This window comes from Polynucleobacter kasalickyi, from assembly GCF_900176405.1.
Taxonomy (GTDB): Bacteria; Pseudomonadota; Gammaproteobacteria; order Burkholderiales; family Burkholderiaceae; genus Polynucleobacter; species Polynucleobacter kasalickyi.
Map to the genome: position 1 here is coordinate 116,156 of NZ_FWXJ01000008.1, position 17,314 is coordinate 133,469.

The 17,314-nt window shown below is 43.1% G+C and carries 18 protein-coding genes; 11 read left to right on the forward strand and 7 right to left on the reverse strand.

Translation table 11 applies throughout. The annotated features are described in order from the left end of the window. Nucleotides 1-46 precede the first annotated feature (46 nt). From B8983_RS08690 to apaG, 5 genes are read right to left on the reverse strand one after another with little or no spacing between them, the layout of a single operon-like run. Nucleotides 47-526, reverse strand: coding sequence for an RES family NAD+ phosphorylase (locus tag B8983_RS08690; RefSeq protein WP_084283756.1), 480 nt, complete (start codon nt 524-526; stop codon nt 47-49). Then, nucleotides 526-1,029, reverse strand: coding sequence for an Xre family toxin-antitoxin system antitoxin (locus B8983_RS08695; RefSeq protein ID WP_369405851.1), 504 nt, complete (start codon nt 1,027-1,029; stop codon nt 526-528). The genes B8983_RS08690 and B8983_RS08695 overlap by 1 nt, the downstream gene beginning before the upstream one ends. A 43-nt stretch (nt 1,030-1,072) precedes the next feature. Next, nucleotides 1,073-1,915, reverse strand: coding sequence for a DUF3047 domain-containing protein (locus B8983_RS08700; protein ID WP_084283758.1), 843 nt, complete (start codon nt 1,913-1,915; stop codon nt 1,073-1,075). A 20-nt stretch (nt 1,916-1,935) separates the two neighbouring features. Next, on the reverse strand, nt 1,936-3,168 hold the full coding sequence (mltA, locus tag B8983_RS08705) for a murein transglycosylase A (protein ID WP_159460867.1): 1,233 nt from the start codon (nt 3,166-3,168) through the stop codon (nt 1,936-1,938). Nucleotides 3,169-3,223: 55 nt separating this feature from the next. Continuing rightward, nucleotides 3,224-3,598: a Co2+/Mg2+ efflux facilitator ApaG/CorD gene (apaG, locus tag B8983_RS08710; protein WP_084283760.1), complete on the reverse strand. Its 375-nt coding sequence runs from the start codon at nt 3,596-3,598 to the stop codon at nt 3,224-3,226. Between the two features lie 69 nt (nt 3,599-3,667). On the opposite strand from apaG, the gene rpe reads away from it, so the two are divergent. The 5 genes from rpe (at nt 3,668) to trpC (ending at nt 8,382) form a co-directional block, all read left to right on the forward strand. Beyond that, entirely contained in the window at nt 3,668-4,372 is a 705-nt protein-coding gene (rpe, locus tag B8983_RS08715; RefSeq protein ID WP_084283761.1) for a ribulose-phosphate 3-epimerase, read from the forward strand. Continuing rightward, entirely contained in the window at nt 4,369-5,889 is a 1,521-nt protein-coding gene (gene trpE / locus B8983_RS08720; protein ID WP_084283762.1) for an anthranilate synthase component I, read from the forward strand. Before rpe ends, trpE begins: the two co-directional genes overlap by 4 nt. Before the next feature lie 69 nt (nt 5,890-5,958). After that, complete coding sequence (locus B8983_RS08725) at nt 5,959-6,528, forward strand: anthranilate synthase component II (RefSeq protein ID WP_084283763.1); 570 nt, start codon at nt 5,959-5,961, stop codon at nt 6,526-6,528. Nucleotides 6,529-6,545: 17 nt separating this feature from the next. Further along, nucleotides 6,546-7,586, forward strand: a complete 1,041-nt coding sequence (gene trpD, locus B8983_RS08730; protein ID WP_084283764.1) for an anthranilate phosphoribosyltransferase — start codon at nt 6,546-6,548, stop codon at nt 7,584-7,586. Further along, on the forward strand, nt 7,579-8,382 hold the full coding sequence (trpC, locus tag B8983_RS08735; RefSeq protein ID WP_084283765.1) for an indole-3-glycerol phosphate synthase TrpC: 804 nt from the start codon (nt 7,579-7,581) through the stop codon (nt 8,380-8,382). The genes trpD and trpC overlap by 8 nt, the downstream gene beginning before the upstream one ends. Here the strand turns inward: trpC and B8983_RS08740 are convergent. Continuing rightward, a complete protein-coding gene (locus B8983_RS08740) occupies nt 8,379-9,509 on the reverse strand; it encodes an NAD(P)/FAD-dependent oxidoreductase (RefSeq protein WP_084283766.1) in 1,131 nt (376 codons plus the stop codon). The genes trpC and B8983_RS08740 overlap by 4 nt on opposite strands. Nucleotides 9,510-9,525: 16 nt before the next feature. Beyond that, on the reverse strand, nt 9,526-10,620 hold the full coding sequence (ychF, locus tag B8983_RS08745; protein WP_084283767.1) for a redox-regulated ATPase YchF: 1,095 nt from the start codon (nt 10,618-10,620) through the stop codon (nt 9,526-9,528). Between the two features lie 26 nt (nt 10,621-10,646). On the opposite strand from ychF, the gene B8983_RS08750 reads away from it, so the two are divergent. The 6 genes from B8983_RS08750 to prmC all read left to right on the forward strand — a co-directional run bounded on the left by B8983_RS08750 (nt 10,647) and on the right by prmC (nt 17,313). Further along, complete coding sequence (locus B8983_RS08750; RefSeq protein WP_084283768.1) at nt 10,647-11,870, forward strand: FAD-dependent monooxygenase; 1,224 nt, start codon at nt 10,647-10,649, stop codon at nt 11,868-11,870. 69 nt (nt 11,871-11,939) lie between these two features. Further along, the gene (locus tag B8983_RS08755) at nt 11,940-12,662 is read left to right on the forward strand and encodes a DsbC family protein (RefSeq protein WP_084283769.1); all 723 of its coding nucleotides are present in this window, start codon (nt 11,940-11,942) and stop codon (nt 12,660-12,662) included. Between the two features lie 10 nt (nt 12,663-12,672). Next, nucleotides 12,673-14,466, forward strand: a complete 1,794-nt coding sequence (locus tag B8983_RS08760; protein WP_084283770.1) for a M61 family metallopeptidase — start codon at nt 12,673-12,675, stop codon at nt 14,464-14,466. A gap of 19 nt (nt 14,467-14,485) precedes the next feature. Next, complete coding sequence (locus B8983_RS08765) at nt 14,486-15,226, forward strand: uracil-DNA glycosylase (RefSeq protein WP_084283771.1); 741 nt, start codon at nt 14,486-14,488, stop codon at nt 15,224-15,226. A gap of 87 nt (nt 15,227-15,313) precedes the next feature. Further along, complete coding sequence (gene prfA, locus B8983_RS08770; protein WP_084283772.1) at nt 15,314-16,393, forward strand: peptide chain release factor 1; 1,080 nt, start codon at nt 15,314-15,316, stop codon at nt 16,391-16,393. Between the two features lie 26 nt (nt 16,394-16,419). After that, on the forward strand, nt 16,420-17,313 hold the full coding sequence (gene prmC, locus B8983_RS08775; protein WP_084283773.1) for a peptide chain release factor N(5)-glutamine methyltransferase: 894 nt from the start codon (nt 16,420-16,422) through the stop codon (nt 17,311-17,313). The last annotated feature ends 1 nt before the right edge of the window (nt 17,314 follow it).

A 17,314-nucleotide genomic window follows, 5' to 3' on the forward strand; every position in this document is an offset into this window, starting at 1 on the left:
CCCTTATGGAAACAGCTTGTTTCCTTATTAATGGAAACATACGCCACTACTCGATCCTGACAATGCGTTCGTCGTATTGCCACTTCCGAACTACCGTTGCCTTAACGTCTAAATAGCGTGGATGGAATGGATTTAAACAAACAATATTTTCCTCTTGAATGAAGGATGACGGTAGGATAATACCCAATGATTTCCCTTCATTGATCCAATCAGTTCCGAATCTTGATGATTTCTCTTCGTAAGGATTTGCGTGCCAACGCAAAGGGGGATCCGCGTTCTGTGGAAAAGTAAAGTGCCTGGCCAATCCATCAGGAACCTCAACCCTAACTAAGTAACGATCCATCCAAAGTAACTCAGCATTAAGATGCGCCATTGTTTCAAGACATGCTATTGAAATATGTTGCGCACAATACAACATTGGAGTTCCTACCTGATTCCATCGCCCACCAACTAGCTGCGCACCTTTACCGCTAATGTCGTCAGCTTTATATTTTTTAGTTTGTGTGCTTATTCTCCAAAGAACCACTAGGCGTAAACTCCCGCCTCAATTTTTTCAAGTAAATTTAAAACCATATTCCGACCCTCAGCCGTATCCATTAAGTCAAATGGAGATTTGCCATTGAGTGCTGGCATTGGTGCTTCTAGCCACTTCATCAACATTGCTGGCACAGTCGGCGAGCCAGGCTCACGTTTTTCAGGAAGCATGCCGTCTAATTTAAAAAATAGTTTTTTAAGGCTAAATACCTTTTCAGACTGCTCTACATTTAATAACTCGTTATCTTTAATTTTTTTTTCAATTGTAGAACGAGAGAGGTCGAGCATTAGATACAGTCGATCTCTAGAAATTCCAGCACTTTTAGCAAAATTCACAAGGTATGAAGGCTCGATGCCATTCCTAATAAGAGTGATATTACTCTCCCAACTTGCCTCAAAGTGAGGTTGATTAAAATCATACAGAGTTTTTTCTGAAGTCAAATTCGGAGAGGTGGTTGCTCTCCTGGCCTTTAAACTAGTACTGGTTCTGACCACTCTTTTAGCGAAAACTCACCAACTGTAGCGCAATCCTCCTTGATTAACGTCCGACTCGACGCAGAAATTCAATATCGCCATATTTGGCCTGTACTTCGTCATTGGTATTATCCGTATCGGTCATAATCCCTACCGCGATTAATTTACCAGGATTCTCACCGTACGCTTTTCTGAAATCAGCTTCAATCGATCGTTTGTGCATCCGCCACTGACCAAGATCTTTAGTACCAGAGTCAACGACGATCGATTTAATTCGGCTAATATGCTTATTGGTAATGACTTGCTCAATACCATTTTTTTCCGACCAAATATACATCAGAGTGGCATACGGTAAATCATGACCACTAATCAATTTAGCCAGTTCGAAGGCTAATTGATCTTTCAAAGGAAGAGTGGATTTATCCCCCTCAAACCCCAACACAATGCGCAGTGGGGCATCATCCTTATGACCTTGGGTATTATCAGAAAGTGGAATATTTTTTAATGCCTTCCATGACCAATTTAAATCTAGTCCACTCACATCTCTTGCTTTTAAGGGCACAATCAAACCTGAAGCACTAGATTTTGCATCGGCGTGAATCACGCTTTTACCAAGATAATTATGAAGGTAGTACTTGGTTTTATTTTTGTGCGGTGCGAGTGACCATAAATGCCACCCCTCAACATCTTCAGAGCTAGCAATTTCTGACGCTTCTGAGATTTCCATTGTTTTAGCCAGCATCTGTGAGAATTTTTTGATTTCAGGTTCTAATTGCACATCTTGAATGGGGCGTTGATTCTCCAATGGGGCCGTCGGTTGTGTTGGTGTCCCAGCACAACCGGTCATCACCAAAAGAATGGTGAAGCCATAGAACAGGTAGCTCCGTATCAAATCATCTCCCCTCATGTTTTTTGACCTAATGCTTTCTATTTAATCTTCGGTTTCAATAACCACATGCTACCTGATTGTTTTGTCATTCCAGCTTTTTCACCAGCAGCGTCGCCCGAGCCCCAATAGAAATCCGCTCGAACGCTACCAACAATCGCATTACCAGTATCTTGTGCGAACACCAGTCTCTCTATCTTTTTACCAGTTTTCGGATCAGAGGTACTCAAGAAAACCGGTGATCCTTTAGGGATATATTGCCAATCTACCGCAATACTTCTTTGCGCTGTCAGTGGTTCATTCAACGCACCAATTGGACCCTCCTCATTCGATTTACTTTGAAGAACCCTAAAAAAGACGTAACGAGGATTCGCGTTCAACAAATCAGATACTCGTTCAGGATGGCTTCTTGCCCATGCCGCAATGTTTTGCATACTAGCTTGGGAGGCGGTTAACTCTTTTTGTTGAATTAGCCAATTGCCAATAGAGGCATAACTTTGATTATTAGTGCCAGCAAAGCCAAGCCGTAGAATCTTTCCATTTTCTAATTGTATTTTTCCAGAACCTTGGATCTGCATAAAGGCGGCCGCCACTGGATCATTGACCCAAACTAGTTCACTCCCTTTTAATTTGCCACTTTGTAGCAACTCCGCCCGAGTAGGCCTCATCAATTTTTGATCACTTTGCCAACCAGTAGGATATTGATGAAGTGGAATTTGATAATGACGCGTCCTCGTCAATGAGCCTTTCAGAATGGGCTCATAATAACCGGTAATTAAACCTAGCGAGCTGCCTTGCGCATAACCTTGGGTCGGCTCTACCTGATGCAGTGGCATGGCCTGGAAATGATTCTCAAAATACTGCTTTATTTCTGTATTTGTTGGATTTTTGACATGAGTAGCAGCTATGCAGGCTGTGTATAGAGGGCTATGTTTCATGGCCTTTTGAATATAGTTACAACTTTTTTGCCAGGTCACCCAGACATCCTCCATGGAGTCGTTGTTCCAACCGGGGAGGCTGCTTAGATTTGTAGACTCATGCATCAGCACTGCAACATCACTGACAGTGCTATTGTTTTGACTGGATTTAACGACACTTGGCTCTCGATGAGCGCAAGAGATGAGTAAAATAGAACTTATCAAAAAAGCATATTTCCTATGCTTCCTAAACAACTCATTGATTAATTTCAGTAAAAGGTCACCAATGCTGGCAGATTTATTAGATGAATACCCCATCCTTTTATTAGTAGCGGAGGCTGGGATTGCTTTATTCATCCTCATCTTCATTGTCTTTTGGACTATGTCAGGCAGAAAGAAAGATGAATAGGGTTTAATGTAAGATTCTTGGCATCATTAAGGTAAATTCTGGAATTGGCGCTGTAAAAAATTCAGCTTCCTCTGAAACGCAAAAATAACTGCCCTTCATTGTTCCATCTGGCGAGGGTATGGATGCCCAACTAGTGTATTCAAAGGATTCACCCGGCTTTAAGAACGGTTGCTGACCCACCACACCTAAACCACGCACTTCTTGTTCGACACCCTCCGAATCTGTAATGATCCAATGCCGACCAATTAACTGAAAAGGTACCTTTGATTCATTTTTAATGGTCATCGTATAAGCAAAACTATAGTTCCCTTTTTCAGGAACGGACTGCTCCTCCAAATATTGGACTTTTACCGTTATTTGAATTGCATATTCACTCATATCGATTGACCCTTTTAAACAATTGAAATTTCTTTTAATGTCGATGTATCTGTACAGTAAAATGTATCTATGAATAATAACTTACCTGCGATCATTGCACCATCGATCCTTTCTGCCGATTTTGCCTGTTTAGGGCAAGAAATTAAAGATGTCCTCAATGCTGGCGCTGATTGGATCCATTTTGATGTAATGGATAATCATTTTGTCCCTAATTTAACCATTGGCCCTCTCGTTTGTGAAGCGATCAGACCGCATACGGTAAAGAATGGTCAACCAGCTTGTATCGACGTCCATTTAATGATTGAACCGGTCGATGCGATTGTTCCGGAATTTGCTAAAGCGGGCGCTAATTTAATTAGCTTTCACCCTGAAGCAAGCACGCATATTGATCGCACCATTAACTTGATTAAGGATCAAGGCTGCCAAGCAGGCCTCGTCTTTAATCCAGCGACACCTCTGCATTATTTAGATTATGTCTTGGATAAACTAGACCTCATTCTATTAATGTCTGTGAACCCGGGCTTTGGTGGTCAAAAATTTATTCCGGCCACCTTAGAAAAACTTCGGGCTACCAGAAAAATCATTGATCGCTATACAGCACATACGGGTAGAACAATTCGGTTGGAAATTGATGGTGGTGTCAACCCAGATAACATTGGCGAAATTTTCGCTGCTGGTGCTGATACCTTTGTGGCTGGCTCAGCCATCTTTGGTAAATCCGACTATACCCAAGTAATTAACGCCATGCGCGCATCTATTGCCAACGTAAAATGACTCTTGAAGAATTTAACCAACTATCAGCAGCGGGTTACAACCGTATCCCGTTTGTGCTTGAAACACTTGCTGATTTGGAAACCCCCTTATCGCTGTATTTAAAACTTACTCAAGCTGAGGGCTCCAAAAATACTTTTCTACTGGAATCGGTAGTGGGTGGCGAACGATTCGGTCGTTACTCCATTATTGGTCTCCCTGCGAAAACACTGATTCGCTCCAGAGGAACGGCGGAGAAACCCCTCAACGAGGTTGTAACCGATGGTGTGGTGGTGGAAACAAATACAGATAATCCACTCGATTTTGTGGAGGCCTATCACGCAAAATTTAAGGCCGCCATCCTTTCTGGATTACCGCGTTTCTGTGGCGGACTCGCAGGATATTTTGGTTACGATACGATTCGTTACATTGAGCCACGCTTGGCGCATACAACACCAAAAGATGAATTAGGACTACCCGATATTCAGCTTTTGCTCACCGAAGAGTTGGCGGTGATCGATAATTTAGCAGGTAAGCTCTATTTGATCGTCTATGTGGATCCCACGCTAGAGAATGCTTATTCTCAAGCAAAAGCGCGCTTACAAGTCCTACGGTCCCACTTAAATAGACCAATCGTCAATCAACTTGAATCTACCGGTCCAAAAACTGAACCTGTACGGAATTATCCCAAGGCACAATTTTTAGAAGCTGTGCAGAAAACTAAAGAATATATTTTGGCGGGTGATTGTATGCAGGTGGTTTTTGGGCAAAGGATTAGTCAACCGTTTGGTGAAAGCCCCCTATCTCTTTATCGGGCGTTGCGTTCATTAAATCCTTCACCCTATTTATATTTTTATGATTTTGGTGATCATCAGTTAGTAGGATCATCCCCTGAAATCTTAGTTCGCCAAGAAAAAACGACGGATACTGCTGGCACGGTCAATCGCACTGTTACCGTTCGACCACTAGCTGGCACAAGACCTCGGGGTAAAACGCCTGAGCTCGATGAGCAGTTGGCGAAAGAACTATTGGCTGATCCGAAAGAAATTGCTGAGCACGTGATGCTGATCGACTTAGCTAGAAACGATATTGGTCGCATTGCAAAAATTGGTTCCGTGCATGTCACAGAAAAAATGAGTATCGAGAAATATTCCCACGTGCAACATATTGTGAGTTCGGTAGAAGGTAGTTTGCGGGATGAAATTACCAATATGGATGTTTTAAGAGCGACCTTCCCGGCGGGCACTCTATCTGGTGCCCCTAAAATTCGAGCGATGGAAATCATCGACGAAATGGAAATCACTAAACGCGGGCCCTATGGTGGAGCCGCTGGTTATCTCTCCTTTTCAGGCGATATGGATGTTGCAATTATTATCAGAACGGGTGTCATTAAAGATGGTTGGTTACACTCTCAAGCCGGTGCTGGCATCGTCGCCGACTCCGTTCCTGAATCCGAATATCAAGAAACGGAAGTCAAAGCCCGTGCCGTTTTGCGTGCCGCAGAAATGGTCCAACATGGCTTGGACACGCCCACTGAATAATGACTCACATGTTTTTAACGATTCCTCACATCATGACTTTAACTATCTTAGGCTAATAGAAAGAGATATATGCTACTCATGATCGACAACTACGATTCATTTACGTTTAACTTAGTTCAATACTTTGGAGAGTTAGGGCAAGAAGTAAAAGTCTTTCGTAATGATGAAATCACTTTAGATGAAATCGAAGCCCTTGCCCCGGATTATCTCTGCATTTCGCCGGGACCTTGTAGTCCTAAAGAGGCTGGCATTTCGATTGCGGCCATCCTCAGGTTCGCCGGAAGAATTCCGATTTTAGGAGTTTGTTTAGGGCATCAAGCAATTGGCGAAGCCTTTGGCGGCAACATTATTCGCGCTAAAAATATTATGCATGGTAAGACAGATACCATTCACACCAAACGACGTGGCGTTTTTCAAGGCTTACCGGCTGAGTTTGTTGTGACCCGTTATCACTCGTTGGCCATTGAACGATCTACTATTCCAGACTGCCTAGAAATTACCGCTTCGACAGCTGACGGCGAAATCATGGGCGTCAAACATAAAACATTGGCCGTAGAAGGGGTTCAGTTTCATCCTGAATCTATTCTGTCAGAATATGGCCATGACTTGTTACAAAACTTTTTAAAACTGAAAAAATAATTAATCCACTATTTGATATGACAATCACTGCGCAAGAAGCTCTACTAAGATGTATCGAACATCGCGAAATTTTTCACGATGAAATGCTCGGATTAATGCGTGCCATCATGAAAGGGGAACTATCTCCTACGATGACCGCCGCTTTATTAGTTGGTTTAAGAACCAAAAAAGAAACGATCGGTGAAATTTCTGCTGCCGCTATGGTCATGCGTGAATTTGCAAACCATGTGGTTGTCAAAGACTCCAGCAATTTTGTGGATATCGTTGGCACAGGTGGTGATGGTGCCCACAGTTTTAATATTTCGACTACCTCTGCATTTGTGATTGCAGGTGCTGGCGCGAAGGTTGCCAAACATGGTAACCGGAGTGTAAGTAGTAAGTCAGGTAGTGCAGATGCGCTTGAATCACTTGGCGCAAGAATAGATTTATCAGCCGAACAAGTTGGTCAATGTATTGAAACTACCGGCATGGGCTTTATGTTTGCCCCCAATCATCACCCGGCCATGAAAAATGTCGCAAGTGTTCGCAAAGAGCTAGGCGTGAGAACTATTTTTAATATTCTGGGCCCGCTCACGAATCCCGCCAATGCGCCACACATGTTAATGGGGGTATTTCATCCAGATTTAGTGGGTATTCAGATTCGAGTTTTAGAGCGCTTAGGGATGAAGCATGCGATGGTTGTGTATGGTAAGGATGGGTTAGATGAAATCTCCCTCGGTGCCTCAACTTTAGTCGGGGAACTCCGTGATGGCCAAATTATTGAGTATGAAATTCATCCGGAAGATTTTGGGATTGGCATGACAAGTTCACGGGCATTTAAAGTGGATAATGCCCTAGAGTCAAAAAATATTATCTTGTCCGTCTTAGATGGTCAACCTGGTCCAGCTTTAGATATCGTCGTTCTCAACTCAGGTGCTGCCTTGTATGCAAGTGATTTGGTAGCTTCCATTAGTGATGGTATCGTCCTTGCTAGATCCACGATTGCATCTGGCGCCGCTAAAGCAAAAATGTTGGAGTTTGTTAAAACAACGCAGGAACTAGGTGAAACAAATGTCTGATATTTTGCATCGTATCCTAGCGACTAAAAAAGAAGAAGTACAACTTGCGAAGGCTAGTGTTTCACAATCCACGCTTGAGGAACTTGCTCAGGCAAGTCTTACGGATGCAAATTTAAAAACACGTGGCTTCATCCATGCCATCGAACAAAAGATTGCCCTTGGTCAGGCAGGTGTCATCGCTGAAATTAAACAAGCGAGCCCAAGTAGAGGAATTTTAAGAAATCCATTCTACCCAAACCTGATTGCGCAAAGTTATGCGGAGCATGGTGCAGCCTGTTTATCCGTATTAACGGACGAACAATACTTTAAAGGTTGTACCGCATTTTTAAAAGAAGCCCGAAACGCTTGCCATTTACCGGTGATTCGTAAAGACTTCATGGTGGATCCGTATCAGATTTATGAGGCAAGAGCGATGGGGGCAGATGCTATCCTGCTGATTGTATCCGCGCTGAGCGATCAACAACTACAAGAATTCGAAAGCCTCGCAATGCAATTGCACATGGATGTATTGGTTGAAGTGCACGGGGCAGAAGAATTACAAAGAGCCCTTTTACTCAAATCACCTCTGTTAGGAATTAATAATCGGGATCTTAAAACTTTTGAGGTCTCATTACAAAACACGATTGATTTACTCTCGGATATTCCAAAAGAAAAGCGAATCGTTACAGAGAGTGGCATCTTAGCCAAAAAAGATGTGGATTTCATGCGTGAGCATCAAGTTCATGCCTTTTTAGTCGGTGAAGCTTTTATGCGGGCAGAAAATCCTGGCCAAGCATTAGAGGCATTATTTTTCTAGATTAAAAGCTGTTCGACCTGTTGAGCTACGGCAAGTGATGAGGTGAGGCCTGGGGATTCTATGGCAAACAAATTGATTAGGCCCGTGTGCCCATGCACTTGTGCATTATCAATTCTAAAATCTGCGGCAGGTTCTCCTGGTTTGCTAATTTTCGCGCGAATCCCTGAATAAGCTGGACTTAAAACGCCGTCAGGTAAATCGGGCCAATAACTCCGAATCGCTGCGTAAAACTTATTCCCACGCTCTGGGTCTACTGCATAGCTGACTTGGCTTTCTTCCTCAATCTCTAGCCACTCCACATCAGGACCGAATTTCGCTTGCCCACCCAAATCCATCGTGACATGTACGCCTAAACCACCTGGCTCAGGTATCGGATAAATTAATCGTTGAAATGGTGACTTCATCGCTAAAGAGAAGTAATTACCTTTGGCGAAGTAAGGTGTTGGAATCCACTCTGCTTTAAACCCTAGAATTTGGGCTGCGACCTTGGGTGCACTCATGCCGGCACTATTGATTAAATAGCGTGTTTGCAATGGAAAGACCGAACCATCGTCAGTTAATACTTCTAATCGATAACCGTTGTTTCCTTCTTGCATCGGGGTGGTCTTTTGTAAAGTAGATTGATAGGCAATCACACCACCCGCATCTTCAAACTCTCCCAATAAGGACAGCATATAACTATGGCTATCAATAACCCCTGTACTCCCCGAGAAAATCGCTTCTTCAACGCGTAACACGGGCTCTAAAGCCTGCGCTTGCTCTTTACTCAGGCGGGATAGTTGTGGCACAAAATTGGCACAGGCCTTCTCCCAGATTTTTTCTAAGTCGTCGAGTTGGGTTTTATCACTGGCGACAATCATTTTGCCGCAAGGATTATAGGGCACGCCATGCGACTTTGCATAGGCATGTAACAAGGCATTGCCCTGTAAACACACTTGAGTTTTGAGAGAGCCGGTAGGATAGTAAATGCCTGCGTGCATCACTTCACTATTGCGCGCACTGGTAATGGTGCCAAAACTAGATTCGCGTTCGAGCAGGATCGTTTCGTGACCACTTCTGGCCATCTGCCTAGCAATCGCTAGGCCAACTACCCCTGCTCCTACCACCACGCAATCGACTTGTTCCATGGTCGTTGAAAAGTTCTTACACGTTAAATAAGAAGTTTAGAACATCACCATCTTTAACTACATACTCTTTACCTTCAGCACGCATTTTTCCAGCTTCTTTGGCACCCTGCTCACCCTTATATTGGATGAAGTCATCAAAGCTAATCGTTTGGGCGCGAATAAACCCTTTTTCAAAGTCCGTGTGAATCACTCCTGCTGCTTGTGGAGCGGTATCACCAATGTGAATCGTCCAAGCACGAACTTCTTTGACACCCGCAGTAAAGTAAGTCTGTAAGCCTAGGAGATTAAAACCAGCTCGGATCACGCGATCCAATCCTGGTTCATTCATCCCCATCTCTTGCAAAAACTCAATCTTATCGCCATCATCCAAGTCCGCGATTTCAGCTTCAATCGCAGCACAGACAGCAACTACGGGTGCATTTTCTAAAGCAGCATGTGCTCGCACTGCCTCTAAATGCGGATTGTTTTCAAAACCATCTTCTAAAACATTGGCCACATACATGGCAGGTTTAGCCGTAATTAAACAAAAGGGCTTTAACAACAGCATTTCTTCAGGCGATAAACCTAAGGATCTAACCGGTTTTGCTTCATTGAGGTGAGCAGCTACTTTCGTTAAGACGGCCAGCAGTGCTGCAGCCTCTTTATCATTCCCGGATTTGGCTGCTTTGGTATATTTAGAAATCGCTTTGTCCACACTGGTTAAATCTGACAGTGCTAATTCAGTATCGATGACGCCGATATCTGAAAGAGGATCAACACGACCCGCTACGTGAATCACGTTCTCGTCTTCAAAGCATCGTACGACGTGAGTAATGGCATCTGTTTCGCGAATATTCGCTAAAAACTGATTACCAAGACCCTCACCTTTAGAAGCACCAGCGACTAAACCGGCAATATCGACAAACTCAACAATCGCAGAAACGATTCGTTCAGGTTTGACAATTTTGGACAGTTCTTGCAGACGTGGGTCTGGAACTTCCACGACGCCAATATTAGGCTCAATCGTGCAAAATGGATAATTCTCCGCCGCGATACCAGCTTTGGTAAGCGCGTTAAAGAGGGTGGATTTGCCGACGTTAGGCAGGCCGACGATGCCGCATTTCAATGACATAACCTATATTGTAATAACATCATATTATGAGTACACAAGAAATTATTATCTTAGGCGCTGGAATAGTCGGTAAAACAGCTGCTTTAGCCTTTAGCCAAAAGGGTTTGAAGGTTTTACATATTGCCGCAAGTTTTGGTGATAAATCCAACACTATGGCGAGCAATTCTGAAAATGATGCCTGGAATAGTCGCGTTTATGCGATTTCACATAGTTCAGAGCAGCTCTTGAAAGACCTTCAAATTTGGCAGGCAATCCCCTCAAATCGGCGACAAGTTGTCGAGCAAATGCGTATTTATGGCGATAGTGGTCAAGTAGATGATGGACTTCATTTTTCTGCATTTGAGGCAAATTTGCCACAACTTGCCTGCATTATGGAATCGCAACAGATTGAAAATGCGCTGGATCTTGCCACTACTTTTTCTAAGTTTATTGTGCGTCAAGAAGCCACTTTTGAATCCATCTCCATGAATGAGGAAGTAGCAATCGTCAAGACGAGTGCTGGGACTTTCAGTGCGCCACTAGTACTGGCTGCTGATGGTGCCAATTCTATCGTCCGTGATCAAATCGGCATTGAGATTTCCCAAGATATCTATGAACATACCGCTGTGATTGGTAATTTTTCTTGTGCCAATCAACATTTGCGAACTGCACATCAATGGTTTTTGCCAAGTGGCGATGTCCTCGCCCTATTACCTTTACCGGATAAAAAAGTTTCCATGGTTTGGTCAACCTCGAAGGAAAATGCCGAGTACTTAACCGAACTCTCTCAAAAGGACGTGGGGCTGTTCTGCCAAACCATCGTTTCTCAAGCGGATAGTAAGCCGCTAGAGGTTTTGGGGCAATTAACCTTGCTCAATCAAGTACAGTCTTACCCCCTTAAACGGCAAAGAGCAAAGCAGTTTATTGGTCCAAGTCATGACCCAAAAGTTATTTTATTGGGCGACGCTGCGCATGTCATGCATCCCTTAGCAGGACAAGGTTTAAATCTTGGCCTTAGGGATATTAGAGATCTTTTAAAGACCTTTGCTGAAAAAGAAAATTTTAGAAAGATTAACGATCGTATCCTACTACGCAGGTATGAACGCTCTAGAGTAGCGGATGTGGACGCCATGTTAGGCGTGACCCATCATTTACATCAGTTGTTTATGAAAAACCACTCGGCAGTCAAGTGGTTACGCAATACTGGCATGCGCCTCCTCAATCAACACAGTAACATTAAAAAACAATTGATTGCGAAAGCTTTAGAATAGAACTTTGTTGCTTAAAACAGACCAGACTACCTGCTACGCTAAAGCTAATCATTCGACAGGAACTATACGATGCGTATCCTCCCACTTTCACTACTTCTTCTACTCGGTTTCATATCGATCGTCAGTCATGCCGATGCCAACGATAAAATTAAAGCGGAATTACAAAAGCAATTAGGCTCAACCGCTCAAATTAAGACGATTAGTCCGGCCCCCATTCCTGGGCTCTTTGAAGTGGTGATCAACAATACAGTCGTTTATACCGATGCCTCAGCAAAATACCTTATTCAAGGCAGTATTGTTGAATTAAAGACAGGTGCGAATCTTACTGAGCTCAAAGAAGATGAGCTTAATAAAATCAAATTTACTGATTTGCCGATGAAAGATGCTTTAAGAACTGTTAGAGGAGATGGCACTCGCGTTATTGCTGTGTTTGCAGATCCTAACTGTGGATATTGCAAAACCTTAGAAAAAAATCTTCTGACGATGGATAACATTACTATTTTCACTTATTTAATACCCATCTTATCGGCGGACTCAACTGCTAAATCGAAGGCTATTTGGTGTAGTGCAGATCCCAGTAAAACTTGGATCAACTGGATGGTACAGCAAGTTCCTCCTACTGCTGCGAAGCCTGACTGTGCCAATCCTTTAGATAGGAATTTAGCCCTTGCTAAAAAAATTGGCGTAACCGGTACCCCCGCTATTTTCTTTAGCGATGGAACCAGAATTCCTGGCGCCGTATCTAAAGAAACGATTGAAAAAAAGTTTGCTGATTTAACTGTGAAGAAATAACGAATTCCCTATGGCTGATATCCAGTACACCATTTATCCAATGGATGGCTTAGGCCATTATTTTGAGGTCGAATTATTGATTCTGCATCCCAATCCTTTTGGTCAAAAGATTCAAATGCCGAATTGGATTCCTGGTAGTTACATGACGAGGGACTTTAGTAAACATATTTTATCGATTCATGCCTTTGGTCAAGATCAGCATCAAGCCTTGAAAGAACCTCTCCATCTTTTACAAACAAACTCGGACACTTGGGAAATTGAAGCTGTTCAGGGACCTGTCATCATTAAAACGAAAGTGTATGCTTTCGACAACTCCGTAAGAACTGCTTTCCTAGATACCGAGCGAGGTTTTTTGAACTTTAGTAGCGTTTGCTTGCAAGTTGTTGGTCAAACGCAAAAGCCGATTGATTGTGTCATTGAACAGACGGCGCTCACGCGTGGATGGGAAGTCGTCACGACGCTACCTAGCGTAAAAATTGATAAGCATGGATTTGGCAAATATACGGTTGCTCAATATGATGCCTTGATTGATCACCCGGTAAGCATGGGCCGTTTTGTGAAGATCTCCTGGAACTCTTATGGGATTCCTCATCAAATCGTATTTCAAGGCACTGCAGAAAATCTTAATTTACCCCTACTCAAAGCAGATTTGAAAGCAATTTGTGACACGCACATTGCGTTCTTTGACCCCAACCATCATGTGACCCCGTTTAACCAATATATTTTTCATGTCAATGTAGTTGGCAATGGTTATGGTGGGCTTGAGCATCGTGCCTCCACAGCCTTAATTTGTAAACGCTCTGATTTGCCGTATGCAGCGCAATCGCCTCAAGCAGAGGATCTGAAAGCTTATCAAGATTTTCTAGGCTTATGTAGCCATGAATATTTTCACTCTTGGATGGTTAAAAAAGTTCAGCCCCTAGCTTTTCAGCCATATCGTCTGAATCAGAGAAACTATACGAAATTACTTTGGTTATTTGAAGGCTTCACCAGTTATTACGATGATTTGCAACTCTTAAGAAGTGCGCGGATTGATTTAAAAACGTATCTAAAGCGCCTCCTGGATACGCACCATCAAGTGATGAGAAATCCTGGCAGACATCATCAAAGTGTTGCGCAAAGCTCCTTTGATGCCTGGACAAAATATTACTTGATGGATGAAAACACACCAAATGCCGTTGTCAGTTACTACGCAAAAGGTTCTCTGATTGCGTTTGCTCTAGACCTTCTCATTCGTGACTTTTCGAATCAGACGAAATCCCTCGATGATGTCATGCGGGCAGTTTGGCAAGAACATGGGGCCTATGGTGATCAGGTTGGCGTTGGATTAACGGAAAATGGCTTCGATAAAATGATTACTAAATCCTTAGGTTCCAGTTTCCGACCGTTATGGATCGGTTTTAAGGCGGCCTATATTGACGGCACCCAAGATATTGATGTGGTTGAACTTTTACAATCGACGGGTATTGCGCTTACTCCCAAAAAACTAACGATCGCTGAAAAACTGCAACAAAGTTTAGGTCTACGGATTCAGTCACAAGATGGGTTTGTCAAAGTGACTCATGTTCTCGAGTCTTATCTTGGGCAACAGGCTGGACTATGCCCCAACGATTTGATTGTGGCGTTGAATCATGAAAAAGTAAGTGTCACGAATTTCTCTCATTTACTGGCCCGACACTGTCATCAGAAAGTGAAGCTCAGTATTTTCCGGGGCGACTTACTGCACCATCTCACGTTGCAACTACCGTCGCAATCCGCACTCCAAGAGGAGCGCATGAATTCTTATCTATTGGCGAATGATTAATGCTGTCATTCAATAATGCATGGATTATTTAAGCGCGTTTCTTCACCGACTGCCAAAAGATTATCAAGCCTTACTAGCTCATCGTCTAGAAGACTCGGCTTGGATCCAATTACTAGAGAATATTCAACGACAGGAAGAAACTGCCAGAAATGCAAACCCTCAGGCCATTTTTCCATCCGTTGATCGCGTTTTTTATGCCTTAGAACTCACCCCAATTCAGACAATTAAAGTGATTTTGTTGGGACAAGACCCCTACCACACTGCCGGCCTTGCGCAAGGCTTAGCCTTTTCGGTCCCACAGGACATCCTGCCTGGTTCCAATTTATTTCCAAGCTCTTTACGAAATATCAATAAAGCACTGATGCTCGAAGGCTATCGGCCCATGATGAACGGTGATTTAACGCATTGGGCTACCCAAGGGGTTTTACTGTTGAACGCTTGTCTAACTGTTCAAGAAGGCTTACCGAATAGTCATGTTCGATGGGGTTGGAATCAATTCACAGATGCATTAATCCATGATCTTTTACAGCAGTTGCGCGAAAAAGTTGTTTTTCTTTGGGGTGGTTTTGCACAAAAGAAAGAAGTTTTTATCCCAACAGATCGAAATCATTTGATTTTAAAATCCTCTCACCCCTCCGGGCTCGGGGTGTATAAAACATCGTCGCCCTTTTTACAACCCAAAGATACCGGTAGCTGCAAGCATTTTTCTCTCAGTAATGCTTGGCTCAACAACCATCTTCAGAGCCCGATTAATTGGTAATTTTAATGAAATCCTGAAATTGATTTTGTTGCATTGATGACAAAACTCTATAATTGAATACTAATTTTTGAATTGAATTGATCCCGAATGAAACCTAGTATGCATTCAAAGCTCGAGCATTTACAGGCTCGACTGCTTGAACTAAATTCTTTGATGTCTCGCGAAGATGTTACACAGAACATGGATCAATTTCGCAAATATACCAAAGAACACGCTGAAATCGACCCCGTGGTGCATAAGTTCTCGCAGTATCAAGCAGCAATGCAAGATGAACTGGTGGCGATTGATATGCGCCAAGATCCTGATTCGAAAGAGTTCGCGGAAGAAGAAATTAAGTCAGCCCGTGAACGCATGGAATTACTAGAAGGTGAACTACAAAAACTGCTATTACCCAAAGATCCAAATGATGATAAAAATATCTTTTTAGAAATTAGGGCGGGTACTGGTGGTGATGAAAGTGCTTTATTCGCAGCCGACTTACTCCGTATGTATACGCGTTTTGCAGAACGTCAACGCTGGAAAACTGAAGTCATTAGTGCCAATGAATCCGATTTAGGTGGATACAAAGAAGTAATTTTGCGTCTTGAAGGCGATAAAGTGTATTCAAAACTTAAATTCGAATCTGGTGGTCATCGTGTACAACGGGTTCCGCAAACGGAAACACAAGGTCGGATACATACCTCAGCTTGTACTGTTGCTGTTTTACCCGAAGCGGATGAAGTCGAAGCCGTACAAATTAATCCCAGTGAATTACGAATTGATACTTTTAGAGCGTCTGGTGCTGGTGGTCAACATATTAATAAGACGGATTCTGCCGTTCGTATTACCCACCTGCCAACAGGGATTGTGGTGGAATGCCAAGACGATCGAAGCCAGCATCGTAATAAAGATCAAGCCATGAAAGTGCTTGTTTCAAGAATTATGGATGCCAGGTATAAAGCCCAACATAACAAGGAAGCACAGGAGCGTAAAAGTTTAATTGGTTCAGGCGATCGTAGCGATCGAATTCGGACCTACAACTTTCCTCAAGGTCGTATTTCTGATCATCGTATCAATCTGACCCTCTACAAAATTGATGCCATGATGGATGGTGATTTAGATGAACTGTTGAATGGCTTGTCTGCTGAACATCAAGCGGAATTGTTAGCAACGCTTGGTGAGAATTAATTTTTTCTCCGACGATTGATTGCGTTGTGACCCATCCTGTTAACACCCTCAAAGCAATCCTTCAATCTACCCCTCTTGACCGAGTGGATGCTAAGGTGCTCCTTTATCATTTAATGGATCTTCATTATCAATGGCCAAGAAGTTATTTGATTAGTCATGATCAAGATGTTTTATCTACTCCATTTTTAAATGAGTGGTTTGATTTAGAAGCAAAGCGGCAATCGGGCGTGCCAGTTGCTTATTTAACCAAGAAGCGCCCCTTCCATCAAATAGAGTTAATCGTCAGTCCTGATGTCCTGATTCCTCGTCCTGAAACAGAAATCTTGGTTCAGCTTGGTCTAGCATCTATCGACTCGATGTTTCAAGCACTCCCCATGCAGTTTCACCCAGATCAGCCCTTACATGTGGTTGATTTAGGTTGTGGGAGTGGCGCAATTATTTTAGCGATTGCCAAAGAGCTTGAGCCCTCGCCCTTCTTCAATAGCATTTCATTTTCTGCTAGCGATATTAGCCCAGCCGCATTAAACATTGCTAAGCAGAATGCCCATCAACTCTCCTTAGACAACAAGATTCAATTCTTCGAAAGTAATTGGCTTGCACAATTACCCCACGATTCGTACGGGATTATTCTCAGTAACCCGCCCTATTTAAGTGCGCAGGATCCGCACCTTGTAAAAGGTGATCTTCGGTTTGAACCTATCGGGGCACTTAGTGACTTTGCGGATGGCTTATCGGCTTACCGCCTTATTACTGAACAAGCGAGTATTCGCCTCGCTGAGGGTGGTTATCTTTTATTTGAACATGGTTTTGAGCAAGCGGGTGACATTCAGAAAATCCTGAGGGAGTACTCTTTTTTGAATATCAAGACTGAAAAAGATTATTCGGGCTTAGATCGTGTTACATGGGCTCAAAAAGGGTAAA

Bases quoted from the DNA above. Each gene is read 5' to 3' on its own strand.
- B8983_RS08700 (WP_084283758.1), bottom strand. From the start codon at position 1,915: ATGAGGGGAGATGATTTGATACGGAGCTACCTGTTCTATGGCTTCACC.
- prfA (WP_084283772.1), top strand. From the start codon at position 15,314: ATGAAACCTAGTATGCATTCAAAGCTCGAGCATTTACAGGCTCGACTG.
- B8983_RS08765 (WP_084283771.1), top strand. From the start codon at position 14,486: ATGGATTATTTAAGCGCGTTTCTTCACCGACTGCCAAAAGATTATCAA.
- trpC (WP_084283765.1), top strand. From the start codon at position 7,579: ATGTCTGATATTTTGCATCGTATCCTAGCGACTAAAAAAGAAGAAGTA.
- B8983_RS08755 (WP_084283769.1), top strand. From the start codon at position 11,940: ATGCGTATCCTCCCACTTTCACTACTTCTTCTACTCGGTTTCATATCG.
- trpD (WP_084283764.1), top strand. From the start codon at position 6,546: ATGACAATCACTGCGCAAGAAGCTCTACTAAGATGTATCGAACATCGC.
- B8983_RS08760 (WP_084283770.1), top strand. From the start codon at position 12,673: ATGGCTGATATCCAGTACACCATTTATCCAATGGATGGCTTAGGCCAT.
- mltA (WP_159460867.1), bottom strand. From the start codon at position 3,168: ATGAATAAAGCAATCCCAGCCTCCGCTACTAATAAAAGGATGGGGTAT.
- rpe (WP_084283761.1), top strand. From the start codon at position 3,668: ATGAATAATAACTTACCTGCGATCATTGCACCATCGATCCTTTCTGCC.
- apaG (WP_084283760.1), bottom strand. From the start codon at position 3,598: ATGAGTGAATATGCAATTCAAATAACGGTAAAAGTCCAATATTTGGAG.
- trpE (WP_084283762.1), top strand. From the start codon at position 4,369: ATGACTCTTGAAGAATTTAACCAACTATCAGCAGCGGGTTACAACCGT.
- B8983_RS08725 (WP_084283763.1), top strand. From the start codon at position 5,959: ATGCTACTCATGATCGACAACTACGATTCATTTACGTTTAACTTAGTT.
- B8983_RS08750 (WP_084283768.1), top strand. From the start codon at position 10,647: ATGAGTACACAAGAAATTATTATCTTAGGCGCTGGAATAGTCGGTAAA.
- B8983_RS08740 (WP_084283766.1), bottom strand. From the start codon at position 9,509: ATGGAACAAGTCGATTGCGTGGTGGTAGGAGCAGGGGTAGTTGGCCTA.
- ychF (WP_084283767.1), bottom strand. From the start codon at position 10,620: ATGTCATTGAAATGCGGCATCGTCGGCCTGCCTAACGTCGGCAAATCC.